Annotated in this window: 21 protein-coding genes and 1 pseudogene; 12 read left to right on the forward strand and 10 right to left on the reverse strand. The window is 64.1% G+C overall.

Annotation, left to right across the window (positions count from 1 at the left end; translation table 11 throughout):
* From ACYQ7X_RS00780 to ACYQ7X_RS00790, 3 genes are all read right to left on the reverse strand, one after another.
* Positions 1-327: VOC family protein (locus ACYQ7X_RS00780; RefSeq protein ID WP_459694911.1), on the reverse strand; the 327-nt coding region annotated here is incomplete at its 3' end.
* A gap of 31 nt (positions 328-358) precedes the next feature.
* Entirely contained in the window at positions 359-1,486 is a 1,128-nt protein-coding gene (locus tag ACYQ7X_RS00785) for a WD40 repeat domain-containing protein (protein WP_459694912.1), read from the reverse strand.
* A complete protein-coding gene (locus tag ACYQ7X_RS00790) occupies positions 1,483-1,956 on the reverse strand; it encodes a hypothetical protein (protein WP_459694913.1) in 474 nt (157 codons plus the stop codon). The genes ACYQ7X_RS00785 and ACYQ7X_RS00790 overlap by 4 nt, the downstream gene beginning before the upstream one ends.
* A 489-nt stretch (positions 1,957-2,445) precedes the next feature.
* On the opposite strand from ACYQ7X_RS00790, the gene ACYQ7X_RS00795 reads away from it, so the two are divergent.
* From ACYQ7X_RS00795 to ACYQ7X_RS00835, 9 genes and pseudogenes are all read left to right on the forward strand, one after another.
* Positions 2,446-4,110 carry an aromatic/alkene/methane monooxygenase hydroxylase/oxygenase subunit alpha gene (locus ACYQ7X_RS00795; protein ID WP_459694914.1) on the forward strand — a complete coding sequence of 555 codons (1,665 nt, stop codon included), beginning with the start codon at positions 2,446-2,448 and terminating at the stop codon, positions 4,108-4,110.
* 59 nt (positions 4,111-4,169) lie between these two features.
* Positions 4,170-5,273 (forward strand): 2Fe-2S iron-sulfur cluster-binding protein, encoded by a 1,104-nt coding sequence (locus ACYQ7X_RS00800; RefSeq protein WP_459694915.1) that lies wholly within the window; start codon positions 4,170-4,172, stop codon positions 5,271-5,273.
* Between the two features lie 159 nt (positions 5,274-5,432).
* Positions 5,433-6,368, forward strand: coding sequence for an aromatic/alkene monooxygenase hydroxylase subunit beta (locus tag ACYQ7X_RS00805; RefSeq protein WP_459694916.1), 936 nt, complete (start codon positions 5,433-5,435; stop codon positions 6,366-6,368).
* Between the two features lie 14 nt (positions 6,369-6,382).
* Positions 6,383-6,751, forward strand: a complete 369-nt coding sequence (locus ACYQ7X_RS00810) for an MmoB/DmpM family protein (protein WP_459694917.1) — start codon at positions 6,383-6,385, stop codon at positions 6,749-6,751.
* 63 nt (positions 6,752-6,814) lie between these two features.
* Positions 6,815-7,837 carry an amidohydrolase family protein gene (locus ACYQ7X_RS00815; protein ID WP_459694918.1) on the forward strand — a complete coding sequence of 341 codons (1,023 nt, stop codon included), beginning with the start codon at positions 6,815-6,817 and terminating at the stop codon, positions 7,835-7,837.
* 22 nt (positions 7,838-7,859) lie between these two features.
* Positions 7,860-8,063 (forward strand): annotated as a pseudogene (locus tag ACYQ7X_RS00820) (iron-sulfur cluster assembly protein); the annotation flags it as partial.
* Positions 8,064-8,114: 51 nt separating this feature from the next.
* Positions 8,115-8,648 (forward strand): hypothetical protein, encoded by a 534-nt coding sequence (locus ACYQ7X_RS00825; protein WP_459695211.1) that lies wholly within the window; start codon positions 8,115-8,117, stop codon positions 8,646-8,648.
* A gap of 57 nt (positions 8,649-8,705) precedes the next feature.
* The gene (groEL, locus tag ACYQ7X_RS00830; RefSeq protein WP_459694919.1) at positions 8,706-10,337 is read left to right on the forward strand and encodes a chaperonin GroEL; all 1,632 of its coding nucleotides are present in this window, start codon (positions 8,706-8,708) and stop codon (positions 10,335-10,337) included.
* A 66-nt stretch (positions 10,338-10,403) separates the two neighbouring features.
* Complete coding sequence (locus tag ACYQ7X_RS00835) at positions 10,404-11,447, forward strand: NAD(P)-dependent alcohol dehydrogenase (protein WP_459694920.1); 1,044 nt, start codon at positions 10,404-10,406, stop codon at positions 11,445-11,447.
* A 39-nt stretch (positions 11,448-11,486) separates the two neighbouring features.
* Here ACYQ7X_RS00835 and ACYQ7X_RS00840 read toward each other — a convergent pair whose 3' ends face one another.
* Positions 11,487-13,430: a sigma-54-dependent Fis family transcriptional regulator gene (locus ACYQ7X_RS00840; RefSeq protein ID WP_459694921.1), complete on the reverse strand. Its 1,944-nt coding sequence runs from the start codon at positions 13,428-13,430 to the stop codon at positions 11,487-11,489.
* Positions 13,431-13,527: 97 nt separating this feature from the next.
* Positions 13,528-13,956 carry a hypothetical protein gene (locus tag ACYQ7X_RS00845; RefSeq protein ID WP_459694922.1) on the reverse strand — a complete coding sequence of 143 codons (429 nt, stop codon included), beginning with the start codon at positions 13,954-13,956 and terminating at the stop codon, positions 13,528-13,530.
* 401 nt (positions 13,957-14,357) lie between these two features.
* On the opposite strand from ACYQ7X_RS00845, the gene ACYQ7X_RS00850 reads away from it, so the two are divergent.
* Entirely contained in the window at positions 14,358-14,687 is a 330-nt protein-coding gene (locus ACYQ7X_RS00850; protein ID WP_459694923.1) for a ribbon-helix-helix domain-containing protein, read from the forward strand.
* A 29-nt stretch (positions 14,688-14,716) separates the two neighbouring features.
* On the opposite strand, the gene urtE is transcribed toward ACYQ7X_RS00850, so the two are convergent.
* From urtE to urtA, 5 genes are all read right to left on the reverse strand, one after another.
* Positions 14,717-15,412: an urea ABC transporter ATP-binding subunit UrtE gene (urtE, locus tag ACYQ7X_RS00855; RefSeq protein ID WP_459694924.1), complete on the reverse strand. Its 696-nt coding sequence runs from the start codon at positions 15,410-15,412 to the stop codon at positions 14,717-14,719.
* 23 nt (positions 15,413-15,435) lie between these two features.
* Positions 15,436-16,200, reverse strand: a complete 765-nt coding sequence (gene urtD, locus ACYQ7X_RS00860; protein WP_459694925.1) for an urea ABC transporter ATP-binding protein UrtD — start codon at positions 16,198-16,200, stop codon at positions 15,436-15,438.
* Positions 16,197-17,381 (reverse strand): urea ABC transporter permease subunit UrtC, encoded by a 1,185-nt coding sequence (gene urtC / locus ACYQ7X_RS00865; RefSeq protein ID WP_459694926.1) that lies wholly within the window; start codon positions 17,379-17,381, stop codon positions 16,197-16,199. Before urtC ends, urtD begins: the two co-directional genes overlap by 4 nt.
* A complete protein-coding gene (gene urtB / locus ACYQ7X_RS00870) occupies positions 17,378-19,036 on the reverse strand; it encodes an urea ABC transporter permease subunit UrtB (RefSeq protein ID WP_459694927.1) in 1,659 nt (552 codons plus the stop codon). The genes urtC and urtB overlap by 4 nt, the downstream gene beginning before the upstream one ends.
* A 126-nt stretch (positions 19,037-19,162) precedes the next feature.
* The gene (urtA, locus tag ACYQ7X_RS00875) at positions 19,163-20,488 is read right to left on the reverse strand and encodes an urea ABC transporter substrate-binding protein (protein WP_459695200.1); all 1,326 of its coding nucleotides are present in this window, start codon (positions 20,486-20,488) and stop codon (positions 19,163-19,165) included.
* Positions 20,489-20,736: 248 nt separating this feature from the next.
* Between urtA and ACYQ7X_RS00880 the strand changes: the two genes are divergently transcribed.
* Together ACYQ7X_RS00880 and ACYQ7X_RS00885 are read left to right on the forward strand one after the other, a co-directional pair.
* On the forward strand, positions 20,737-24,132 hold the full coding sequence (locus ACYQ7X_RS00880) for a hybrid sensor histidine kinase/response regulator (RefSeq protein ID WP_459694928.1): 3,396 nt from the start codon (positions 20,737-20,739) through the stop codon (positions 24,130-24,132).
* Positions 24,129-25,037, forward strand: coding sequence for a response regulator (locus ACYQ7X_RS00885; protein ID WP_459694929.1), 909 nt, complete (start codon positions 24,129-24,131; stop codon positions 25,035-25,037). The genes ACYQ7X_RS00880 and ACYQ7X_RS00885 overlap by 4 nt, the downstream gene beginning before the upstream one ends.
* Positions 25,038-25,076 lie beyond the last annotated feature (39 nt).

The following is a 25,076-nucleotide window of genomic DNA, read 5'->3' on the forward strand; positions in this document are numbered from 1 at the left end:
GCGGGCCAAGGTCTTGTCGCCCAGAGCGAGCTCGCGCGGATCTGTGCAGAGCGCACCGATCGCCTTGATCTTTGCATGGGCCGCTTGGAGATCATCCACGACGAGCGCGAGGTGACCGTATCCATCGCCCAGCGCATAGGGCTCGGTGCGCCCGTGATTAACAGTCAGCTCCAACTCGAACGGCGCCGCGTCACCGCGCATATAGATAAGAGTGAAGCTTTCGAAGCGAAGGCGTTCAGCGATGGTGAAGCCGAAAGCCTGTTCATAGAAGGCGACCGACCGCGCCTCTTCCAGCACGCGGATCATTGAGTGGACCATTTTGCTCATGGCTGTGTCCTCCTTCATGGCCGGGGCAGAGTTACTTGAACAACCTCTGAGGAAAGCGGATGATCGTGAAACTGCGGTCGACGTCGGCAAGGATCAGTTGCCCCGCGGGAGACCAGCCAAGGAGGGACAGCGACCCGCCAATGGGTTTGACGGCAAGTTCCTCCGCCACGCCGATTGGTGCGATGACCACCTGACCATTGACAAGGCCCGCGGCGGCGAGAGGCTTGGTGGGGTGCGCGGCGACACGGTCGATCGGGACCAGGCTGATCTGGCCGGTCTGTAGCGCAGCCGTGCGGCTATCGCGAAAAGGCGTTTCCTGGCCCGCCCAACCCCAGCCGGCGATCCGAAATGCCCCTGAGGCAAGAACGGCTTTCGCGGGCGAACTCCAATCAACATCGCTGACAGGGGTAGGAAAGGCAGCGAAACGCGATGCATCTCCGCGGGCCAGATTGATCAACGCCAGGCCATCCGCGCCAAGTGCGCAGGCAAGATAGGCGCCATCCGCGCGCCACCGCATGCTGTGCACCGGGCCACCGGGCAAAATCATACGCGGCTGGGCCGCGCCGGGTGTCAGCGCAAGGACATGGCTTCCCGCGGCAATGGCGAGGTGCCCGCCATCGGGCGCCGCCGCGAGGCAGGTGATCGCTTCGGGTAGACCGTCGATCCGTTCGCGCAGCGCACCCTCGAGCGAGAGAAGAAAGACCGCATGTGCGCAGGCAACAGCAATCAGAGCCTGCGCGGGAAGCGCGGCGAGGGCGATGACCGGTGCGTCGAGTATTTCGCTAAAAGGGTGCTGGGTGCCATCGCTGGCGATACGAAACAGGGCGCCGCTATCGGTGCCGACGACGAAGCCGCCATCCGGATGCGCGATCAAACTTAGGGCGGAGTGCGAGAGAGGCCCGGTGGTAATAAGAGGAGGCGGTGAGGCGCGGCGGGGCTGGATGGTGGCCCGCCCGGTATCAGCGCTGATGCGGATACGCGCATCGGGTGGTTCGGGATCGGCCAGGGGAGCAAGCGAGAGAGCGCCATCGGCGCAGGCAATCGCGACGATCGTGTCATCGGCTGCACATGCGAAGGATCTGGCCGCTGCCGGCAGGCACCAACTGCGGGCGAGGGCATCGAACAGGCCCTGACTGGGCGATGTCGCTTGGCTACTCATTCTCCAGATTCCTTCTTTGCCAGCCCGGGCGATGGCTCCAACCGGGCAAGGCTATCGGCCAAAGCCGGCATTTCTTTGCGAAACCGCTCTTCCCCTGCGGCGATATGAAACTTCAACTGGTCCCAGAGATCCATGCGCAGAAGTCCCGCTTGATCATTCTGCAGTCTCTCGACTTCTGCCATCCGGAGTTGATGTGACAGCGAGACGCCCATGAATACGAACTCGCACAGCAATGCCGCATGCCGATCGAGAAACACGGAGAGCATGGAATGCTGTTCCATCGTGATCCCGGCCCTGGCCAACTCGGCCATCGCGAACTCCCGAAAATACCGTCGGAGACGCTCGTGACTTTCGCCGAGAAAGCGCGGCACGAAAACCATGTCGCGTGGCATGAGCCCGACAAGATCATTCGCCACCTCCGTCGCCTGATTCCCCGAAGGCGGAGAATCTTCGGGCTTATCGGCCGCCATGGGGTTTCTCTCGACTACGCAAGAAGAGAATAGACGGGACGAAGCGCATTGCAACCCAATAGTGTGGTTGGAAATCATAGCGTGAATGCTGCAACGCACCAGTTTCTTACATTCGTCCATTACAACTGTAACAGGAGTTTACGCTTGTAATGGCGTAGGGCGACGATATGACGCCGCCGACATTCGAAAAGCGTGGAAGCGCCTGAGCGGGCCGGGTTGGCACGCAGCTTGCTACGATAGTGCCGTCATAAAAAGACATCGCCCCGTATTGCGGTGACAAAAGAACGAAGGAGCGGAAGAGGATCGTGCCCGACTTCACGCAAGCGGAGCCCGGCCGAGCCTCACGCCACCTTTGCCGGCATGCGAGTAGCCAGACAGTGCGGCGCAGAGCGCCGCGCGAACTGGCCTTGAAACCTCAACCGAGGCGGCAGAACGCTGCCTATCACCGGGCATGGCCCGTCGCACAAAAAAGAGTGGAGGACTTGTCTTATGTCGCTAACGCTCAATAAGATCACCGCGCAGAGGGGAATTCCTGTCGGCGAGGCAGCCAGGAAAATCGCAGATCTCGGCTGGAATCCCAGCTACGTGCAGGAAGCGATGACATTCCCGACGGACTACAAGATCTCCAAGGCGCCGCGCGATCCGATGAAGCAGGTGCTGCGGTCTTACTTCCCGATGCAGGAGGAGAAGGATAACCGGGTTTATGGTGCGCTCGACGCTGCCTTGCGCGGAGACATGTTCCGCAATGTCGAGCCGCGCTGGGTGGAGTGGATGAAGCTTTTCCTGGCGATCATCCCATTTCCCGAGATCTCGGCTGCCCGTTCCATGGCGATGGTGGCTCGCCTTGCGCCAGGAGAAGACCTGCGCACCGGCTTTACCATGCAGATGGTGGATGAGTTTCGGCACTCAACCATCCAGATGAATCTCAAGAAGTGGTATATGGAGAATTACATCGACCCGGCGGGATTCGACATCACCGAGGAAGCCTTCGGCAAGTGCTACGCGACGACGATCGGCCGCCAGTTCGGTGAGGGATTCATCACCGGCGACACGATGACCGCTGCATGCATGTACCTCACTGTCGTGGCCGAGACAGCCTTCACCAACACCCTCTTCGTTGCCATGCCTTCGGAAGCTGCCCGCAATGGCGACTATGCACTGCCGACGGTGTTCCTCTCCGTGCAGTCTGACGAAAGCCGGCATATCGGCAACGGCCACTCGATGCTGATGGCGGCGTTGAAGGAGCCCGACAATCACCTTCTGCTGGAGCGCGACCTACGCTACGCCTTCTGGCAGAACCATGCGATTGTGGACGCCGCGATCGGCACCTTCATCGAATACGGCACGACCGACCGCAACAAGAACAAGGAGTCCTATGCGGAGATGTGGCACCGCTGGATTTTCGAAGATTACTACCGGACCTATATGCTGCCGCTCGAGAAATACGGCATCAAGGTCCACCATGATGACGTGCACGAGGCCTGGAATCGGATCACCAAGAAGAATTACGTTCATAAGGTCGCGCAGTTCTTCTCGGTGGGATGGCCTGTCAATTTCTGGCGCATCGAGGCGCAGACCGAGAAGGACTTCGAGTGGTTCGAGAGCAAGTATCCCGGCTGGTATGCGGAGTTCGGTGACTACTGGAAGTGGTACAACAAGCTCAGCCATCGGGGCGAGACGGTGCTGCTGTTCAACTCCGACGTCGGCTATGTCTATCCGCATCGCTGCTGGAGCTGCCTGGTTCCCTGCCTGATCCGCGAAGACATGGTGACGGACGAGATCGACGGCGAGATCTACACCTTCGCCCATGAACTGGATCGCTGGACCGCGATCGAAGCCTTTGCCGAGGAGTACCAGGGCCGTCCGACGCCGGCCATGGGCCGCTTCAGCGGCAAGCGGCAGTGGGAGACGCTTTATGACGGGTGGGATCTCGCCGATATCATCAAGGATCTCAATTTCGTCCGTTCTGACGGCAAGACGCTGATTCCGCAACCGCATCTGCGTTTCGACAATTCGGAGATGTGGACACTGGATGACCTGCGCGGACACACCGTTCGGTCTCCGCTCGTGGTTCTTCGCGAGATGAGCCCGGCCGACCGCGAAAAGCACATCGCCGAGTATCGCGCAGGCTTCAGCATCAACCCCTGCCACTAACGCGCGCGGGACTGCGGGGGCGGCTTTACGCCCCCGCAACCACGGCAAAGGAGGCGACTGTGCCACCAGCGACGATGACCAAGCAGGGCGCGGAGACCGCGATGCAAGGAGAAGCCTATACCGTTCGGCTCGAACCGGTGGGGATCGAGTTTGAGGTGCAGGCCGGGGAGAGCGTGTTGAACGCAGCTTTCCGACAGGGGATCTCGTTGCCGCACGGCTGCAAGGAGGGACAGTGCTCAGCTTGCAAATGCGTGCTCCTGAGCGGAGAGACCGAGATGCTGAAATACTCGACCTTTGCGCTCAATGATTTCGAGAAAGACAGCGGGCACATCCTGTTGTGTCGCACGCTGGCCTTTTCCGACATTGAGGTGGAGCTCCTCAACTATGACGATGAGGTTCTGGCAAAGTCCATTCCCGTCAAGACCTATACGGGAAAGATCACCGCGGTTGAGCGGCTGACCCATGACATTCGAGGGCTGCAGATAGAACTCGGATCACCGCTCCGGTTCTGGGCTGGGCAATATGCCGACATTACGGTCACCACGAAAGAAGGGGAGACGATTACGCGCTCGTTTTCCATGGCAAATACGCCGGACGAAGGCAAAACACTCAGCTTCATCATCAAGAAACACCCAGGCGGAAAACTCTCCAGCCAGCTCGATGACGGAGGAATCGAGATCGGAGCCGCGGTGCAACTCACCGGCCCCTACGGATCCTGTTTCCGAAGAGAAGGACGAGACGGACCCCTTGTGCTAGTGGCTGCCGGTTCTGGCATGTCTCCGATCTGGTCGATCCTGAACGATCATTTGAAGAGCGGTGAGAAGAGGGCGGTTTACTTCTTCTACGGCGCGCGGACCGAGGGCGATCTGTTTTATCTCGAGCGGATCGCGGCACTGACGGCGGAGCATCCGGAGCTTCGCTTCATCCCGGTGCTGTCCCATGTCGCTGATGACGGAAATTGGGCCGGGGAGCGTGGCTTCGTGCACGACCGGGTGAATGCCTTGCTTCGGGAGTTTCATATCAACGGGGATGGCGATGCCTATGCGTGTGGCCCGCCACCGATGATTGACGCTTTGCAGCCGGTTCTTTTCATGAACGGCTTCGAGCCGGAGAACGTCTTTTTCGATCGGTTCACAACGGCGTCTCAGACGCCGGGGCATTGAGCGCTACAGAACATAAAAAACTCAAAGGAGTGAAACATGACTGCAACATCAAGCTCGGTGGGATCGGGTGCCGCCGGGGCCGCTGTCTTTGTCGACTCAAATAGCCGAAAATACCGCTACTTTGAGCCGCGGGGGCAGAGGGCCACGCATTACGAGGATGTGACCGTCGATGTTCAGCCGGATCCCGAGCGCTACCTCATCCAGGACTGGATCATATCCTTTGCCGATGGACGCGGCGCCTACGGCAAGGACGCGACGGCGGCGCGCAGCTCCAACTGGCATGCCTTCCGCGCGCCTGACCAGGAATGGGAGCGGACACACTACCAGCGCCAGTCCAAGATCGAGACGATGGTGCAGAGCGTGATTGCCAATGGGCGCAAATCCGCCGCCCCGCAGACGCTCGACCGGGTGTGGCAGAAGATCCTGCAGGCGCATCTTGGCGCGTGGAAGCATGCGGAGTTCGGTCTGGGCACCTCGCTCATGCAGGCGCAGCGTTATGGCTACACCCAGATGATCAACAATGCGACGCTCACGAACTCATCCTACAAGCTTCGGCTGTCCCAGGATATCACCCTCTACCTCGCCGAGATCGGCATGGATATCCCGGGCTGGGACGACGAACTGGGCAAGAAGACCTGGCTTGAAGATCCGATCTGGCAGGGCACGCGCGAGGCTGTGGAAACCATCATGGGTTCGCCGGACTATCTGGAGCAGTATTTCGCCATCAACATCGTCTTCGAGCCACTGGTGGGCGAACTCTTCCGCTCCGGCTTTCTGATGCAGGTTGCCGCGGCAAATAATGACTACATCACACCGGCGGTGATCTCGGCGGCGGAGGCGGATTATGAGCGCAACCTCGCCAACACGGTCGATCTGATCTATCTGCTCGCGCATGATGAACGGTTCGCGGACCACAACCGCGGGCTTTTCCATGCCTGGCTCGCCAAGCACGTGGCCCTTGCCGAAAAGGCCGCCCAGGGGCTGCAGCCCATCTGGTCGATGCCGCATTCCAAGCCCGTATCCTTCAAGGAAAACCATGAGAAGTCTCAGGAACGGCTCGCCAAGATCCTCGGCGAGCTGGGCCTGGACCATTAAGGGGAGTGAGACGCATGTCAGTCACCGAGCGGGGGACTTCTGCCTCGAATATCTTCAAGGCGATGAGCGATATCACCTTCGAGCAGACGATCTCCCATCAATGCGGCGTGACGATGAATGACTCCGTCGAGGCGCGCGCGATCGCCGAGTTCATGTCGCAGAAGGATGGCGTTGTTGTGACCTACCAGCCTGCGCTGATCCGCATCGACGGCGAAGGGAAGCTCATCTTCAAGATGGATGAGATCAGCGAGTTTCTCGGCCGGGAGATGACGGCTGAGATATTCGAGGTGAACACGTCAACGCATTACGGGAGAATGGTGCGGGTGGACGACAATACCGTGATCCTGTTCGGCGATATGGACGAGGTGATGGAATATATCTGACGCCGGGCTTTCTCCTGAGGCGGCTTGGTATGGCCGCCTCCCAAAAACGCAAAGAGGAAAATCATGTTCAAGACGCCGGACGGCAGAGAGATCTTCGTGGTGGATGGGCATACACATTTCTGGGATGGCAGCCCGGAGAACCAGCGGAATATTCACGGCAAGCAATTCATCGAGTGCTTCTATGGCTATCATACTGCGTTGAGCCCGAAGGAGCAGCTCTGGGCCAAGGACAAATTCGAAAAATATAGCGCGGATGATCTCTATCGCGATCTCTTCATCGACGGGCCGGACGATGTGGCCATCGTGCAGTCGACCTATCTCAAGGATTTCTACAAGGACGGGTTCAACACGATCGAGCGCAATGCCGAGGTCGCGAAGCGCTATCCGGAGCGCTTCATCGTCAATGGCGCGTTTGATCCGCGCGACGGTGACAAGGCGCTGGAATACATCCACTTCATGAAGGAAACCTACGATATCAAGGGCGTGAAGATGTACACCGCCGAATGGAACGGTGCATCGCGCGGCTGGAAGTTGACGGACCCCGCAGCCTACAAGTGTTTCGAACTCTGCGAGAAGCTCGGCATTCGCAACATCCATGTCCATAAAGGCCCGACCATCACGCCGCTCACCAAGGATGCATTTGACGTCGGCGATGTCGATGATGCGGCGACGGACTTCCAGGGGCTCAACTGGATCATCGAACATTGCGGCCTGCCGAGGCTTGACGATTTCTGCTGGATCGCAGTGCAGGAGAGCAATGTGTATGGCGGGCTTGCCGTCGTGCTGCCCTTCATCCACTCCCGGCCGCGGTATTTTGCCGAAGTGATGGCGGAACTGCTCTTCTGGCTTGGGCCGGATCGCATCCTCTTCGGCTCCGACTACGCGATCTGGACGCCACGCTGGCTCGTGGAGCGGTTCTGGTCGTTCGAACTCCCCGAGGATATCGCCAAGGAGCGTGGCGTGCAGTTGACGCCGGAGATCAAGGAGAAGATTCTCGGGCTGAACGCGGCGCGGCTCTATGAGATTGATATCGCCGCCAAGCGGGCGAGCCTCTCCCGGTCTCCCCTCAGCATTGCTGCGGAGTAGGGGCGTGTCGGACGCTCATGAGATGGAGGGCCGCCAGGGGGAACTCTGGCGGCGCCTTGGGGAGGTCAATGATCCGGAGTTGGATGACTCCGTGGTCTCGATGGGTTTCGTGGAAGCAGCGGAGATCGACGCGGATGGTGCGGTTCACGTCGCCTTTCGCCTGCCGACCTATTGGTGCTCGCCAAACTTCGCCTTCCTGATGCTCGATGACCTTCGCACGGCCTTGAGCGGTCTTTCCTGGAAGCCGCGCTATACGATTGCGTTGCTCGATCACCTGATGGGCGAGGAGATCAACGCGGCCCTCGCCGCGGGCCGGAGTTTCGAGGAGATCGTCGGCCAGCTTGCGCCGGATGCAAATATCCGCGAATTGCGCGCTATCTTCGCCATGAAAGCGTTCAAGCGGCGCCAGGAGGCGGTTGTTTTGGCCCTGCGCGAGCGAGGTTGGGACGATGATGCGATCCTGAGCATGGGTCTTTCTGCGCTCGCGCGGCTTGATGAGGGGCATTGGGCGGTCGCTCCGCTTATCCGCCGCTACGCCAGCGCTTTCGCCGAACGCTTTCCGCTGAGCGCGGCCGATGATCCCGCTTTCCTAACCTGGGAAGGCGCGGCCATAAGGCGGGAGGATCTGCCGCGCTATATGGGCGAGTTGCGGTCGGTGCGGATCAATATGGAGTTCAATGGCGCATTGTGCCGTGGGCTGAAGCAAAGCCGCTATCAGGGGATCGGGCGAATGGAGGAAGGGCCGAGCCTCGCCGATTTCATGATCGGCGGCGCGGCCAGGATTGCAGCAAGAAGCGAACAGAAACAGTGAAGACCAGGCCGGAGGCGCCGAGAAGCGCCAGGGCGGCAGGTTCGGGGGATCGGCGCCATGCCTAAGATGCTCGTTCACAACAAGGAAGCCAGGCGGTTGCTGGCGCGTGGGGTGCAGAAGCTTGCAGCGGCGGTTGAGCCGACACTCGGGCCCAAGGGCATGAATGCGATGATCGACCGGCCGATCGGCACGCCGATCATCACCCGCGACGGGGTGAGTATCGCGACCGAGATCGAGTTGCGGGACCGCTTCGAGAATATGGGGGCGCAGGTCGTGCGGGAGGTCTCGATGCAGACCAACGCAATCGCCGGGGACGGCACGACGACCGCGATCGTGCTGGCCAATGCCCTGATCCAAAGCGGGGTGGCGGCGATCGAAGAGGGCGCACGGGTCGTCGATCTTTGCAGGGGCATTGATCTTGCGGTCGAGCGCGTCGTCGGCCTGCTGCGCCAGGAGGCGCGGCCCGCGACGGAAAATGACGGGCTTGCCGCGGTCGCGAGGATCGCCGCGACAGAGCCGCATCTCGGAGCGCTGGTGGCGGAAGCTTATCGGCGCGTGGGCGAGCAGGGGGTGATCTCGACCGAATTCAGCGTCACGACAGAGACGATGCTAGACGTGGCGGAGGGCATGTCGTTCGATCGCGGCTATCTTTCGCACCATATGGTGACGGACCAGGAGAAAATGGAAGCGGTGCTGGAGCAGCCGCTGATCCTGATGACCGATCTCAAGATCCGCACGGCTGATCAACTCGACGCAGCACGGCGGATCGCGGGGGAGGCGCGCCGCCCCTTGCTCATCATCGCCGAGGAGATCGCCCCAGAGGTGGTGGTTGCATTGTTGGGCAAGGATGGGCCCGGGCGCTATCTCGTGGTGCATCCGCCGGAATATGGCCACTGGCGCAAGGCGATGATGGAGGATCTGGCAATCATGACCGGCGGGCGGGTGATTGCGCGCGATCTGGGTGGCGCGCTTGAAGCCATTGTCCGTGAAGAGCTCGGATCGGCTGACAGGGTAAGGAGTTCGGCGGCGCATACCGCGATCATCGGTGGCGGCGGGGCGCCAGCCGGCATTGCCGCGCGCCGCGCCCAGGTGCAGCGGCAGTATGAAGGGGCTCCGCCGAATATCGAGCAGGACAAGCTGCGCGAGCGGTTGGCGAAGCTCTCCGGCGGCTCTGCTGTCATCTATGCGGGCGGTGCGACCCCTGTCGAGCAGCGTCGGACCGCGCAGTTGATCGAGGACTCTCTGCATGCCGTGCGGGCGGCCGCCGAAGAGGGGATTGTTGCCGGCGGCGGCACCGCGCTGGTGCAGATCATGCCATCACTCTCCGCACTGCTCGATCAAGCCCAGGGCGATGTCGCAACCGGTGTCCGGCTGCTGCGCTCGGTTCTGACGCGCCCGCTGTGGCGGATTGTCACCAATGCGGGTGGCGATGCCGAGATGGTGGTGGCGGAAGTATCGCGCGCGAGAGCGGGGCAGGGGTTTGACGCCGCGACTGGCACCTTCCGCGATATGTTCGAGGCCGGTGTGGTTGATCCGGTGCGGGTGACCTGCACCGCGCTCTTGAACGCGGCGTCAGTCGCCAAGCTGATCCTTTCGACCGAAACGCTCGTCGCCGATACGGTGGAAGATGAAGACCCGACGGCGGAGGCAGCGCGTGGCGGCGGAGCAGAGCGCCTTGGCCGCGCGTAACAAGATCTGAACTTTCCCTGGGGCGATCATCCTCGCCCCGGCGCACAGAATCACGGGAGGAACGCCATGAAGGCGGCAAGACTCTACGAATATGATCCAGAGGTGAATGTTCAACTCCGGATCGAGGAGGTTCCCGAGCCCAAGATCACGCGGCCCGATGAGGTGATTGTGCGTGTGGGTGCTGCGGGGCTGTGCCGGACGGACCTGCATATCATCGAGGGCGTCTGGAAATCGGCGATGGACCCGGAAGGCCGGCTGCTGCCCTATATCATGGGACATGAGAATGCCGGCTGGATCGAGGAGGTGGGCAGTTCCGTCACCACCGTCAAGCGCGGGGATGCGGTGATCTGTCATCCGTTCCGCTCCTGCGGGATCTGCCTCAACTGCCGGCACGGCGAGGATATGTATTGCGACAACGGGCTGTTTCCGGGGCTCGGCCTCAACGGGGGGTTCGCGCAATATATGGTGACCAGCGAACGTTCCGTCATCAAGCTAAAATCCAACGTCATGCCGATTGACGTGGCGCCGCTTGCGGATGCCGGCATTACCGCCTATCGGGCGGCCAAGCGGGCGGCCAGGCTGCTCCGTCCGGGAAGCTATTGCGTTCTGCTTGGTATCGGCGGGCTTGGCCATATCGCGCTGCAGTCGCTCCGCGCGCTTTCGGGCTGCCGTATCGTGGCGGTTGATCGCGAAGCCTCGGCGTTGCGCCTTGCCCGCGAGCTTGGCGCCGACATCACGATCGAAGGCGGTGGCGATGTGGTCAAGGAGGTGCGGGATGCGACGGGGGGCGGCGCGCATGTGGTGATCGATTTCGTCGGCGAACTCGGGATCGAGAATCTGTGCTGGCAGATGGTGCGCAAGGGCGGCCAGCTTTTCGTCGTTGGATACGGCGGCACGATCCACATCCCGACGCTGCACTTCGTGACGGAAGAGATCAATATCGGGGGCAGCCTTGTCGGCAATTTCACGGAACTTGTGGAATTGATGGAACTCAATGCCGATGGCCGCGTGCGCATGCATTACTCGAAATATAACCTGGAGAACATCAACACGGCGATCGCTGATTTCAAAGCCCGCCGATTCACCGGCCGCGGTGTGATTGTTCCCTGAGAAGACTACCCCCGGCCGCGCATCGGCCGGGGGCTTCTGTCACTGCTGAACGAAACTGCGCCGGATGCCGTGTTGATCAAGCCGGCGGTAGAGCGTGGGCCGCGAGATGCCGAGCATATGGGCGGCCTGGCTGAGATTGCCCCGCGAAGCTTCCAAGGCCGCGCGCAGGGATTGTCGCTCGGAACTCTCGGCGGAATTTTCGAGGAGGACAGAAGCGCCGGCTTGAGCATCCGGCGGGGGCTGCAGATCGCAGGGCAATTCCCGCATGCTGACCGTGCGATCGCGGCAGATGAGGTTGAGCCGCTCGACCAGGTTGCGCAATTCGCGCACATTTCCCGGCCAGGGATAGGCGAGTAACGCCTGGCGGGACTCGGCGGTAAAATGGAGTGGCGCCGCTCCGATCTGCCGGGCCAGCCGGTGAGCAAAGAAATCCGCCAGCAGGAGCACGTCTTCCCCGCGATCCCGCAGCGGCGGAATCCGGATCAGGATGGAGCTGATGCGATAATAGAGATCCCAGCGGAAGCGGCCCTCCGAGGCCTCGTGCCGCAGATCACGGTTGGTCGAGGCGACGACGCGGACATTGACTGAACGCTCTCGGCTGTCGCCGATCCGGCGGATGCTTCGTTCCTCAAGCGCCCGGAGCAGGAAGGGCTGGATATCGAGCGGCATTTCGCCGATCTCGTCGAGGCTGAGGAGCCCGCCATCAGCGCGCTCCAGCACGCCGGCCTTGCCTTCTCGGGCGGCACCGGTGAAGGCGCCGCCGACATGGCCGAACAGCTCGCTGCCGAAGAGATCTCGCGTGATGGCACCGCAATTCAGCGCGACGAAGGGGGCTTCGGCGCTTGTTCGGCCATGCTCATGAATGAGCCGGACAACCAACTCCTTGCCGGTTCCAGTCTCGCCCTCGATCAGGAGTGAGGAGACATTGGGCGATTCGGCAGCGAGCTGGGCAAGCTCGATTGCCTCCCGGATGGCGGGGCTCTGGCCGATGATCTCGGGCGCCGCGGCGGCCGCGCCTTGCTTCCCGCGGCGCTGCGCCAAGGCTGGAGGGGCCACGCGGCTTGCCGGGAAGATCAAGGCCACGCCCTGGAGGTTGCCGCCGAGCCTGAGCGGATTGAGATCGCATTTGGCGATATGGGGGGAGAGGTTGGCCTCGATATCGGCGAGCAGATCGAGCTCCGGCCGCCGCCGCATGCGCGTGCCCGAGGTGGGCCCGCCATCCAGCGGCAAGGCAGCGCCGAGCAGTTCCGGCGACACATTGTTCATATAGACCGGGCGGCCGTGCCGATCGATGATCATCACGCCATCCCAGTGCCGATAGCTCGGCCCGCTGCCGATGAAGGCCTCGAGCAGGCGGATGCGCTCCATGTTCTGATGTTCGGCAATCCGCCGCGATATCTCCTCTGCCGCGCTGGCGACGAGCGCGATATGGCTTGGCCGGAAGATATCCGGATGCCCGGAGAGATCGATGACACCGAGGACCTTGCCGTCGAATGGATCGTGGACCGGCGCTGCCGCGCAGGTCCAGGATTTGATGCCGGCGCAGAAATGCTCCGCCGCGTGGACGAGCACCGGACGGTTTGACCAGAGCGCCGTTCCGATACCGTTGGTGCCAGCGACATCTTCCGTCCAGCGGCCGCCGATGCCGAGGTGAATATCCATCCCGTCATGGATTGTCCGCCGGTCGCCGATCACATCCAGCAAGACCCCATCACGATCAGCCAGAACCAGCATCGCCCCGGCATCTTCGAGCAGATGCCCGATCGTGATGAAGGAGTATCGTGCCGCGAGGAGAAGTTCGTCATTCAACTCGTGCAGCCGCTGAACCGTCGCCCGGTCATTATCCATGGGGGCTTCGGATTGACGGAAATCAACGCCGAAGGAGGTGCAGCGGCCCCAGGAATCCTGGATGACGCTGCGCACGGGAAAGCGGGCCCGGGCGGGATCGGCTGTGCCGGAGAGAAAATGCTCCCAGGCGCGCATGACCCGGCTTTCATCATAATCGCCGAGAGAGACCGGCAGGCCGCTTGGCGAGGGCGCCGCGGGGCAGGCGCTTCCCGCCCGTTCAGGGCCCGCGGCCTTAAGCGAGGCCAAGGGCTGCCCCGATCGCGGCTGCGAGATCCGCTTCCGAGAAGGCGGCGTTCAGCGCCCGCTTGTCGAGCGCGCTGAGAGACCGGGCCAGTTCCGCATCGAGTGGCGCGATATAGCCATTGGCCGCGGAGGCGAGATGGAAACGCGTGACGCTTTCGCTGCGGCGGAGATCGCCAAGGTGATGGAGCTGTTTCCCTGAATTCTGATCCATCATGATAACCCGCCCGTTTGGGCTGATGCGGATATGCGGGAGCGCCCGCGCCTCGGCCGCCGAAGCCCGGGCGTGGACGATCACCAGATTTTGCGGTTGCGGCTTTGATTTCGGTTGCTTGCTGGCAGAATAGCCGCCGCCGCTGAGATGATCCGCCAAGCGCGTGATCGTCGCGCGATTTTCCGCCAGAATCTGCTTGATCTGCACATCTTCTTTTCGCGGTCCGGAGCGTCTGGAAATGATATCGACCACGACAAATGTCCTCCCAAACCAGGCGGGCTGCTGCGTTGCACCATTGGTGGTGTTCTGTTCGACAGAGCCGATCGAGCACTATCCTACTACACAAGCCGCAAATCCATAGGTAGTATCTGGCTACTACAGCAAAGCGGGCTGGCTGTGGCATGGCGCCCTGCAGCGGGGCAGGCTACTGTTTCCGGCTCATCTGTATCGCGCTCTGGACGGTGACCTAATGACGCGCGGAACCGGAGGCTATGCGAGACGCAACCATCCGCGACGCTCCCTCCGGCTCAGACCGTGGCTGAATGCCTGGCCTCAGCGAGGGCGAGGCGCAGAGGCAGGCAGAGAGCCCGTTCATTCTTCGGAGATGCATGATGTGCAAGATTTTTCGCAGCACCGGGCCTGCCGCCTATGCAGCGGAGACGCGGGCGGTACGCCTGGGCGGTTATGCAACATCGATCCGTCTCGAGGCCGCCTTCTGGCAGATGCTCGAAGAAATTTCAGAACATGAAGGAATGACGGTTAATCGCTTTGTATCTGTTCTGCATGATGAGATCATGGAGGAGCAGGGCGAAGTAAAAAACTTCGCCTCTCTGCTGCGGGTTATCTGCCTGCGTTGGAGCCAGGGCGCGATGAGCCGGATCGCCGCGCGCGGTGGCCTGGCGGAAGGCTCTATCGCCGCGCCGCCGCGGCAGCGCTGAGGCTGGTTCAAGCCTGATCCTCCGCCGCCCTAGACGGATAAATGCCGGCGAACCTCCGCCTCATCGAGCCTATCCCGGGCGCCTGCGAGGACAATGGCGCCGCGATCCATCACCGCCAGCGTCTGCGCCAGTTCGTGGGCGAAATCGTAGTACTGCTCGACGAGCAGGATCGCCATGGTGCCACGCGTCCGCAGAAGATCGATCACCCGGCCGATGTCTTTAATGATGGAAGGCTGAATACCCTCGGTTGGTTCATCAAGTACAAGCAGCTTCGGCCGCATGACGAGTGCGCGGCCGATGGCGAGCTGTTGCTGTTGCCCGCCTGAAAGATCGCCACCCCGCCTGCCGAGCATTGTCTTCAGGATGGGGAAAAGCTCGAAGATCTCGTCCGGTATCTGGCGCTCCCGCCGGGGGAGAACGGCAAAGCCCGTTTCGAGATTCTCCCGAACCGTCAGCAGCGGGAAGATATCCCGCCCTTGCGGTACCCAGGCAATGCCCAGCCGCGCCCGCTCATAGGCCGGCAGGCGCGCGATGCTCTGCCCATCGAAGCGGATATCGCCGCCCGAGATCGGATGCGCTCCGGTGATCGCGCGGAGCAGGCTCGTCTTGCCGACGCCGTTGCGCCCGAGGATCGAGGTGACGGTGCCGAGCCCGGCGCGGATCGAGACGCCGCGCAGCGCGATCGCCGCGCCGTAGTGCAGGTTGATGTTGTCAACTTCGAGCATATGCGCGCGCTCTGCCCTTCTTTCTAGCGGCCGAGATAGACTTCGATGACCCGAGGATCGCTGCTGACATGATCGAGCGAACCCTCCGACAGAACAGAGCCCTCATGCAGCACGGTCACCCGCACGCCGAGCGCGCGGACGAAGGCCATGTCATGCTCGACGACGACGACCGAGCGCGTGCGGTTGATCTCGCGCAGCAGGTGTGCCGTCTGCTCCGTCTCGGCATCCGTCATGCCGGCGACCGGCTCGTCCACCAGTAACAATTCCGGGTCCTGCGCCAGCAGCATGCCGATTTCGAGCCATTGCTTCTGCCCGTGCGAAAGATTGGCGGCCAGCCGGTCGCGATGCGCGGTGAGGCGGATCGTCTCCAGGAGCGCCGCGATCTTCTCCTCCTCGGCGCGGGTCTTGCGGGCGCGGAGCGAGAACCAGGGCGAGCGGTCCCCGGCGAGGGCAAGCAGGAGATTGGTATAGACGGTATGGCTTTCGAAGGTGGTGGGCTTCTGGAACTTCCGCCCGATGCCAAGCTTGGCGATGGCCGGCTCATCGAGCCGCGTGAGATCGGTCGCGGCGCCGAAGACGACCTCCCCGGTATCGGGCTTGGTCTTGCCGGTGATGATATCCATCATCGTGCTCTTGCCCGCGCCATTGGGGCCGATCACCGCCCGCATCTCGCCCCGCGCGAGGGTGAGCGAGAGGTTGTTGATCGCGCGGAAGCCGTCGAAACTCTTGCTGACGCCGTTGAGATAGAGCAGGTCGCCGCTGACGGCGCCGATCGGTTGCGGGATCATGCCGTCGTCTCCTGCTTGTCGCCGAGATCGGCGCCGGCTTCGCGCAGATCCGCCGCCGCCGGATCGAGGGCGGCGAGGCCCTGCGGCTCCGCGCCCGTCGGCAGGGGTGCGGGCGCCGCGGATGCGGTGCGGCGGCGCAGCGTGCCGATGATGCCGCGCGGCAGGAAGAGGGTGACAAGGATGAAGAGCCCGCCGAGCACGTAGAGCCAGGCGCCGGGAAGCGCCCCGGTCAGCACCGTCTTGCCGAAATTGACGAGGATTGCGCCGAGCACGGCGCCGCCGAGCGTGCCGCGCCCGCCGACCGCGACCCAGATGACGGCCTCGATCGAATTGGCAGGCGCGAATTCGCTCGGGTTAATGATGCCGACCTGCGGCACGTAGAGCGCGCCGCCGATGCCGGCGATGACGGCCGAAACCACCCAGACGACGAGCTTGTAGTATTCCGGCCGGTAGCCGAGGAAGCGGGTGCGGCTTTCGGCATCCCGAACCGCCACCAGCACCTGCCCGTAGCGGGAGGAGACGAGGAAGCGCGCGAAGAGATAGGCCGCCGCCACGGCCAGCGCCGAGAGCAGCATGAGCGCCGTCATCGTGCCGCGGCTGCCCAGCGAGAAGCCCGCGATATCCTTGAAATCCGTCATGCCGTTATTGCCGCCGAAGCCCATCTCGTTGCGGAAGAAGGCGAGCAGCAGGGCATAGGTCAGCGCCTGGGTGATGATCGAGAGATAGACACCCGAGACGCGGCTGCGGAAGGCGAAGAAGCCGAAGATGGCGGCGAGCACGGCGGGTACCAGGAGCGCCATGAGAAGGGCGAAGGGAAGCCATTCGAAGCCGTGCCAATACCAGGGCAGCTGCTTCCAGCCGATGAAGATCATGAAGTCCGGCAGATGGGCATTGGCATAGACGCCACGGGCGCCGATCTCGCGGGTGAGATACATGCCCATGCAATAGCCGCCGAGCGCGAAGAAGGCGGCATGGCCGAGGGTGAGGATGCCGGCGAAGCCCCAGACCAGATCGACCGCGAGGGCGAGAAGCGCATAGCAGAGATATTTTCCGGCGAGGCCGACGACGAAATCCGAGACATGCAGCGCGCTGCCCGGCGGGGTCGCCAGATTGAGGACGGCGAGGAGCAGGGCGACGCCGATGACGAGGACGGGCGTCAGCGCGAAAGACAGCCGCCTCATGCTTCCACCGCCCGGCCGCGCACGGGGAAGAGGCCGCGCGGGCGCCGCTGGATGAAGAGGATGATGAGGACGAGCACGACGATCTTGCCCATCACCGCGCCCGCCACCGGCTCCAGCCCCTTGTTGACGACGCCGAGGGTGAGGGCGGCCAGCACCGTGCCCCAGAGATTGCCGACACCGCCGAAGACCACCACCATGAAACTGTCGATGATGTAGTTCTGGCCGAGATTGGGGGAGACATTGTCGATCTGGCTGAGGGCGACACCGGCGACGCCGGCGAGGCCGGAGCCTAGGCCGAAGGTCATTGCGTCGATCCAGGGGGTGCGGATCCCCATGCTCGCCGCCATGCGCCGGTTCTGCGTCACCGCCCGCATGCGTAAGCCGAGCGGCGTGTAGCGCAGCACCGCCATGAGGGCTGCGACCACGACGAAGGCGAAGATGATGATGCAAAGCCGATTGACGGTGATGGTGAGGCCACCGGCCATGAAGAAGCCGCTCATCCAATCCGGGCTCGCGACGTTCTGGTTTTCCGCCCCGAAGATCGAACGCACCGCCTGTTGCAGCATGAGGCTGAGCCCCCAGGTGGCGAGCAGGGTTTCGAGCGGGCGGCCGTAGAGGAAGCGGATGAGGCAGCGCTCGATCAGGATGCCGATCGCCCCCGCAACCAGAAAGGCGACGGGAATGGCGACGATTACGCTGGTGCCGAAGAGACCGGGCGCATAGGCGCGAAACGCCTGCTGCACGCAGAAGGTGGTATAGGCGCCAATCATCACCATCTCGCCATGCGCCATGTTGATGACGCCCATGACGCCGAAGGTGATGGCGAGGCCGGCGGCGGCGAGCAGCAGGACCGAGCCGAGGCTGAGACCGTAATAGACCGTCTCCAGAATGCTCCAGAGCTTGAGCGTGAAATCGATATGACCGATGGCGGCATGGGCCGCCTGCATCACGGCGGGAGAAGCGCCGGCAAGGGAGGAGAGGGCGTTGCGCGCGGCCATATCGTCCCGCCCGGCGATGACGCCGATCGCGGCGATCTTGGTGGCGTCCGGCGTGCCTGGAATGCTGAGCTGATCGGCCGCGCGCGCCTGGGCCAGTGCCGCGCGCACCGCCGGACTACGCTCCCGCGCGAGCGCCTGCTCGACGATCGGCAGCGTCGCGGGGGAGGGTGCGGCGAAAATCGCCTCGGCCGCGCGCCGGCGGATTGCGGCATCGGGGGAGGCGAGATCGAGCACGCCGATCGCGGTCGCCACCGCTCCGGCCACCATGTCATTGGCGATGACGCGGCGGATCTGCATGAAGGGGGGCGCTGCGATCGTGGCGCCGCTCCGCGCATCCGTCCAGGCGCCGGTATTCATGTCATGGATGAAAAGCCCATGGTCGGGCCGCGGATAGCGCCAGGTATAGAGTTCGTTGTTGTTGAGGGCATCGAGCACGATGCGCGCGCGCGGGCTGCCGGAAATCGCGATCGCCTGCACGGCCGAGACGATGGCGTCCGAGGAGAGGCTGGTCAGGCCGAGATAGGGATCGGCCGCGGCAGGGGCGGCGGCCGGCGGCGCGCTCTCTGCCATGGCATCCTGCGGGCAGAGAGCCCCGGCCAGGCCGAGGCCGAGCAGAAGAACGAGGGCGCGACAAATTATTCCGAGTTGCTGTGCCAAAAACGGCGCTCCTGCATAGGCATCCTGCGCGGCCTGCAGCCGCCTCCGCTCCGGAGCGAGCCGCGGGGGGAGCGGCCGATGGCAACCCCGCCCCCCGGGCACGATCCGGAGATCGTCAGCCCCGCATCACGCGGCCTTGGAGCCGAGGCACTTGCCCTTGACCACGTCGTAGTTGCCGCAATTCATCGGCGGCAGCCAATCGCCGATGAGATCCTTCGATTCCGGCAGATAGGGCGACCAGGGCTGGGCGACGACGGTGCCTGGCGTTTCATAGACGACGTTGAACTGGCCGTTGCCCTGGATCTCGCCGATCAGCACGGGCTTGGTGATATGGTGATTGGGCATCATCGCGGCATAATCGCCGCTGAGATTGGGCACGGCGATGCCGGGCAGCGCCGCGATCACCGCATCGGTATCGGTAGTGTTCGCCTTCTCCACCGCCTTGACCCACATGTTGAAGCCGATATAGGCGGCTTCCATCGGATCGTTCGTCACCCGCTTCGGATTGCCGGTGAACTTCTTGAAATCGGCGATGAACTGCGCATTGGCCGGGGTATCGACGCTCTCGAAATAATTCCAGGCGGCGAGATGGCCGATGAGCGGCTTGGTGTCGATGCCGGCGAGTTCCTGCTCGCCCACCGAGAAGGCGACGACCGGAATATCCGTCGCCTTGATGCCCTGGTTGCCGAGTTCCTTGTAGAAGGGGACGTTGGCATCGCCGTTGATGGTGGAGACAACCGCCGTCTTGGCGCCGGCGGAGCCGAAGGTCTTGATCTGCGAGACGATGCCCTGCCAGTCGGAATAGCCGAAGGGCGTGTAGTTGATCATGATATCGGAAGAGGCGACGCCCTTCGACTTCAAATAGGCTTCGAGAATCTTGTTGGTGGTGCGGGGATAGACGTAATCCGTGCCGGCCAGCACCCAGCGCTTCACGTGCATCGTGTTCATCAGATAGTCCACCGCCGGGATCGCCTGCTGGTTGGGGGCGGCGCCGGTGTAGAAGATGTTGCGGCTGCACTCCTGCCCTTCATACTGCACCGGGTAGAAGAGGATGCCGTTGAGCTGCTCGAACACCGGCAGCACCGATTTGCGGGAAACCGAGGTCCAGCAGCCGAAGACCGCCGCGCATTTATCGACCGAGAGCAGCTGCTTCGCCTTCTCCGCGAAAAGCGGCCAGTTGGAGGCGGGATCGACCACCACGGGCTCGATCTTCTGGCCGAGCAGCCCGCCATTGGCGTTCTGCTGGGCGATGAGCATGAGCATGACCTCCTTGAGCGGGGTCTCGCTGATCGCCATGGTGCCGGAGAGGGAGTGCAGCACGCCGACCTTGATGCTGCCGGCCGCCTGGGCGCGGGCGACGCGCGGGGCGGCGACCGTGCCGATCGCGGCGCCGCCGAGGGTGGCCGCCGCGGCCGCCGCGATCGAGAGCCCGCCGAGCGAGCGGCGGCCCATTTCCACCGCCGGGGTAGTGCCGGCTGCGGTCTCCGCCCGGGTCGGCGCCGTCTTGCTATCGTCCGTCATGTCTCGGTTCCTCGCATTTGCTTCAGACAAATCACGCGTCTGAGAGCAGAGTGGCGGGCAAGGGCGGCTCGCGCCCATACGCCAAACCGCGTATGACGCGCCGAGCGCGATGTGTTCTGATGAAAGGCCAGGGGCGGAACCGGGATGCGCAGCGGGCGATTGAGCGAATGCGGATAGGGGTGCCCTCAAGCTCGGCGCGGCTGGCGCGGCAGCGCATCACCCGTCAGCGGCGGGATTACAATCGCTGGGTGGCGAACCAGACGCTGGAGGATTACGCGCTCCGCTTCACCGCCAAGAGCGCGCGGCGCTGGTCCCCCCTGCGGGTTGCCAATACCGCGCTCGGCGCCGTCTCCTTCCTTGCCCTCGAAGCGATCGGCGGCACCATCACCCTCGCCTACGGCTTCGAGAACGCGGCGCTCGCCATCGGCTTCGTGAGCGTGATGATCTTCCTCATCAGCATTCCGGTCTGCGCCCATGCGGCGCGGGCGGGGGTGGATATCGACCTGCTGACGCGCGGCGCCGGCTTCGGCTATATCGGCTCCACCATCACTTCGCTGATCTACGCCTCCTTCACCTTCATCTTCTTCGGGATCGAGGCGGTGATCCTCGCCGCCATGCTGCACGGCTTCTTCGGCGTGCCGGAATGGCTCGGCTATCTGCTCTGCGCCGTCGTGGTGGTGCCGCTGGTGACGCATGGGATCACCGCGATCAGCCGCTTCCAGCTCTGGACGCAGCCGATCTGGTTCCTGCTCAACCTCATCCCGATCGCCGCCATCCTCATCACCCACCCCGAATGGCTGCCGGCCTGGACGCGCTTCGTCGCCCCCGGCCATCGCGCGGGCTTCGACCTTGCGGGCTTCGGCGCCGCCGCCTCGATCCTGTTCGCCATGATCACGCAAACCGCCGAGCAGGTGGATTTCATCCGCTTCCTGCCGCCGGAGGCTGCGATCGGCGCCAGGCGCTGGTGGACGGCGCTGATCCTCGGCGGGCCCGGCTGGATCGCGATCGACATCGTCAAGCTGCTGGCGGGCTCGCTGCTGGCGAGCGTCGCCCTCGGCGCGGGTGTGGCGGGCGCGGATGCGGTGCAGCCGGCGGTGATGTATCGCATCGCCTTCGCCACCATCGCCTCGCCGGCCGGCGCCATCTGGCTCACCGCCGCGCTCGTCATCGTCAGCCAGATCAAGATCAACGTGACGAACGCCTATGCCGGCTCGCTCGCCTGGTCGAACTTCTTCTCGCGGCTGACGCATAGCCATCCCGGCCGCGTCGTCTGGCTCGTCTTCAACATCGTCATCGCGCTCCTGCTGATGGAGACGGGGGTGACGAAAACGATCCAGCACACGCTCGTCGTCTATGCCGATGTCGCGGCCGGCTGGATGGGGGCGCTGGTCGCCGATCTCATCGTCAACAAGCGCTGCGGCTGGAGCCCGCGCGGGATCGAGTTCAAGCGTGCGCATCTCTTCGACATCAACCCCGTGGGCGTCGGCGCCATGCTGCTCGCGGTCGCGGCCTCGCTCGGCGCCTATGCCGGCGCCTTCGGCCCGCGGCTCGCCCCGCTCTCGACCTTCATCGCCTTCGGCACCGCCTTCCTGGTTGCCCCCGCGATCGCCTGGGCCACGGGCGGGCGCACCTACCTCGCCCGGCGCGGCCGCGCCGCCTGGGCGCATCGCGGCACCATCAGCTGCAGCATCTGCGAACATCCCTTCGAACCGGAGGACATGGCCTTTTGCCCGGTCTATTCGGGGCCGATCTGCTCGCTCTGCTGCTCGCTCGACGCGCGCTGCCACGATGCCTGCAAGCCGCATGGGCGCTTGGGCGAGCAGATCGCCAAAAGCTTCCGCCGCGTGCTGCCCGCGCCCGTCATCGCGCTGACCCGCGTGCGGCTGGCGCGGTTTACCGGCGTGCTCTTCCTCTTCGCCGCCGGCACCGGCCTCCTGCTCATCGCGATCGACGCGCAGACGGTGAGCAGCGGCCCGATCAGCCAGGCGCAGGCGACGGCGGCCTTCTGGAAGACCTTCCTTGTCATGCTGGTGATCGGCGGCGTCGTCTCCTGGCTCGCGGTGCTGGCGCAGGAGAGCCGGCGCGCGGCGGAGGAGGAGACGCGGCGGCAGACCGCCCTGCTGCTCGACGAGATCAGCGCCCATCGCCAGACAGACGCCGCTTTGCAGCGCGCCAAGGAGACGGCGGAAGCGGCCTCTCGCGCCAAGAGCCGCTACGTTGTCGGCATCAGCCACGAGCTGCGCAGCCCGCTCAACGCCATCCTCGGCTATGCCCAGCTGCTGGAGAAGGACGCCGATATCCCGCCGCGCAAGCGCGAGGGCCTGCGCATCATCCGCCGCTCGGGCGAGCATCTGACGGCGCTGATCGGCGGCTTGCTCGATATCTCGAAGATCGAGGCCGGGCATATCGAGCTCTACCGGGACGAGATCCGCCTGCCCGAATTTCTCGACCATCTGGTGCAGATGATGCGCCTGCAGGCCGAAACCAAAGACATCGCGCTGCATTTCCGCGCCGATCCGCTGCCGCGCCTGGTCTATGCGGATGAGCACCGGCTGCGCCAGGTGCTGATCAACCTGCTCTCCAACGCCATCAAGTTCACGACGCAAGGGAGCGTCACCTTTGCCGTGCGCTACCGCAGCCAGGTGGCGGAATTCGAGATTGCCGATACCGGGCGCGGCATTGCGGAAGCCGATCTCGCGCGGATCTTCGAACCCTTCCAGCGGGCGGGGGATCAATCCGTCCCGGGCACCGGGCTTGGCCTCACCATCGTGCGGCTGCTGACCGAGGTGATGGGCGGCGAGGTGACGGCCGCGAGCCGGCTTGGCGAGGGCAGCCGCTTCCGCCTGCGGCTGATGCTTTCGGAAGCGCCGGAGAACCTCAAGCCGAGCCCGCCGACGCTGGAGATCGCCGGCTATCGCGGCCGGCGGCTGACCGTGCTCGTCGCCGATGACGATCCGAGCCAGCGCTCGCTGATGCTCGATCTGCTCACGCCGCTCGGCTTTACCGTGGTGGGGGCGGCGGGCGGCGCGGAATGCCTCGCCATGGCCGAGCAGTGGCGGCCGGATCTCTTTCTGCTCGACCTCTCGATGCCGGATATGACGGGCTGGGATCTGGCGCAGGCGCTGCGCGAGGAAGCGGGGGCGGAGGCGCCGATCGTGATCGTCTCGGCCAATGCGCGGGAGTTGCAGGCCGCCCCGCGCGAGGGGCAGTTCCATGACGATGTGATGGCCAAGCCCGTTCGGCTCGATCTGCTGCTGGAGGCGATCGGCCGGCTGCTCGGCCTCGAATGGACGCGGCCGGCCGCCGCCGCCGCGGTGGTGGCGGAGGTGGAGGGCCTCGCGCCCGGGGCCGAGGTGCCAGCCCGCGCGCTCGCGCGGCGCGAGATCGCGGAGCTGCGCGAGCTTGCCGCCATCGGCTATGTGCGCGGCATCCGCCAGCGGCTGGAGGCGCTGGCCGCGGCGCAGCCGGCCCTGGCCGAGGATCTCGCGCCCTTGAGCGGCCTCATCGCCGAATACCGGCTCGACGCTTTCGTCGCCGCGCTCGACCGGCTCGACCGGCCGGAGCAGGCGGCATGAAGCGGCGGGATGTGGTGCTGGTGGTGGACGATACGCCGAGCACGCTCGGCGTGCTCGACGAGGTGCTGGAAGAGGCGGGCTATACCGTGCTGATGGCGCAATCGGCGCAGGCTGCGCTGACGGTGCTGGAGCGGGTGCTGCCGGATGCCATCCTGATCGACGCGGTGATGCCGGGGATGGATGGTTTCGAGGCCTGCCGGCGGATGAAGCGCAACCCGGGCCTCGCCTCGGTTCCCATCATCTTCATGACCGGGCTGACCGAGACCGAGGATGTGGTGCGCGGCCTGGAGGCGGGCGGCGTGGATTACGTGACGAAGCCGCTGCAACTGCCCGAGGTGCTGGCCCGCATTCGCGTCCATCTCGCCGGCGCGCGGCGGACGCAGAGCGCGCAGGCGGCACTCGATACTGCCGGGCGCTACCTGCTCGCAACCGATCCCGAGGGCGAGCTGCAATGGGCGACGCCGCAGGCCGCGGCACTCCTCGCCGAGATCACGCCGCCGGCGGTGGCCGAAGGGCTCGCGCCCGCCTGCCCCTGGGTGGCCGACTGGCTGGCGGATGCGGCCGAGCAGGTGCCCGGCCAGGTGGCGATGAGCTTGGGCGAGGGGCGGCTGCTGCAATTCGTCTATGTCGGGCGGATGGCGGCCGATGAGGTGCTGTTCCGCATCCGGGAGATGACGAGTTCGAGCGAGGAGGCACGCTTGCGCGAGCGCTTCGCGGTGACGGCGCGGGAGGCGGAGGTGCTGCTCTGGATCGGGCGGGGCAAGGCGACGCGGGATATCGCCGAGATCCTCGGCATGAGCCCGCGCACCGTGCAGAAGCATCTGGAACAGATCTATGCCAAGCTCGGCGTGGAAAACCGCGCGGCGGCGGCCGCGATGGTGACGCGCAGCCTCTCCGGCGCCTAGGCCCGCCCGCCGGCTGCATCATCGTCCCCCGCCGCCGGC

The sequence above is a fragment of the Acidisoma sp. C75 genome, from assembly GCF_054665095.1.

Coding starts and splice junctions, on each gene's coding strand:
- ACYQ7X_RS00785 (WP_459694912.1), bottom strand. CDS start 1,486: ATGAGTAGCCAAGCGACATCGCCCAGTCAGGGCCTGTTCGATGCCCTC.
- ACYQ7X_RS00790 (WP_459694913.1), bottom strand. CDS start 1,956: ATGGCGGCCGATAAGCCCGAAGATTCTCCGCCTTCGGGGAATCAGGCG.
- ACYQ7X_RS00795 (WP_459694914.1), top strand. CDS start 2,446: ATGTCGCTAACGCTCAATAAGATCACCGCGCAGAGGGGAATTCCTGTC.
- ACYQ7X_RS00810 (WP_459694917.1), top strand. CDS start 6,383: ATGTCAGTCACCGAGCGGGGGACTTCTGCCTCGAATATCTTCAAGGCG.
- ACYQ7X_RS00815 (WP_459694918.1), top strand. CDS start 6,815: ATGTTCAAGACGCCGGACGGCAGAGAGATCTTCGTGGTGGATGGGCAT.
- ACYQ7X_RS00825 (WP_459695211.1), top strand. CDS start 8,115: ATGGGCGAGGAGATCAACGCGGCCCTCGCCGCGGGCCGGAGTTTCGAG.
- groEL (WP_459694919.1), top strand. CDS start 8,706: ATGCCTAAGATGCTCGTTCACAACAAGGAAGCCAGGCGGTTGCTGGCG.
- ACYQ7X_RS00835 (WP_459694920.1), top strand. CDS start 10,404: ATGAAGGCGGCAAGACTCTACGAATATGATCCAGAGGTGAATGTTCAA.
- ACYQ7X_RS00840 (WP_459694921.1), bottom strand. CDS start 13,430: ATGCGCGCCTGGGAGCATTTTCTCTCCGGCACAGCCGATCCCGCCCGG.
- ACYQ7X_RS00850 (WP_459694923.1), top strand. CDS start 14,358: ATGATGTGCAAGATTTTTCGCAGCACCGGGCCTGCCGCCTATGCAGCG.
- urtE (WP_459694924.1), bottom strand. CDS start 15,412: ATGCTCGAAGTTGACAACATCAACCTGCACTACGGCGCGGCGATCGCG.
- urtD (WP_459694925.1), bottom strand. CDS start 16,200: ATGATCCCGCAACCGATCGGCGCCGTCAGCGGCGACCTGCTCTATCTC.
- urtC (WP_459694926.1), bottom strand. CDS start 17,381: ATGAGGCGGCTGTCTTTCGCGCTGACGCCCGTCCTCGTCATCGGCGTC.
- urtA (WP_459695200.1), bottom strand. CDS start 20,488: ATGGGCCGCCGCTCGCTCGGCGGGCTCTCGATCGCGGCGGCCGCGGCG.
- ACYQ7X_RS00885 (WP_459694929.1), top strand. CDS start 24,129: ATGAAGCGGCGGGATGTGGTGCTGGTGGTGGACGATACGCCGAGCACG.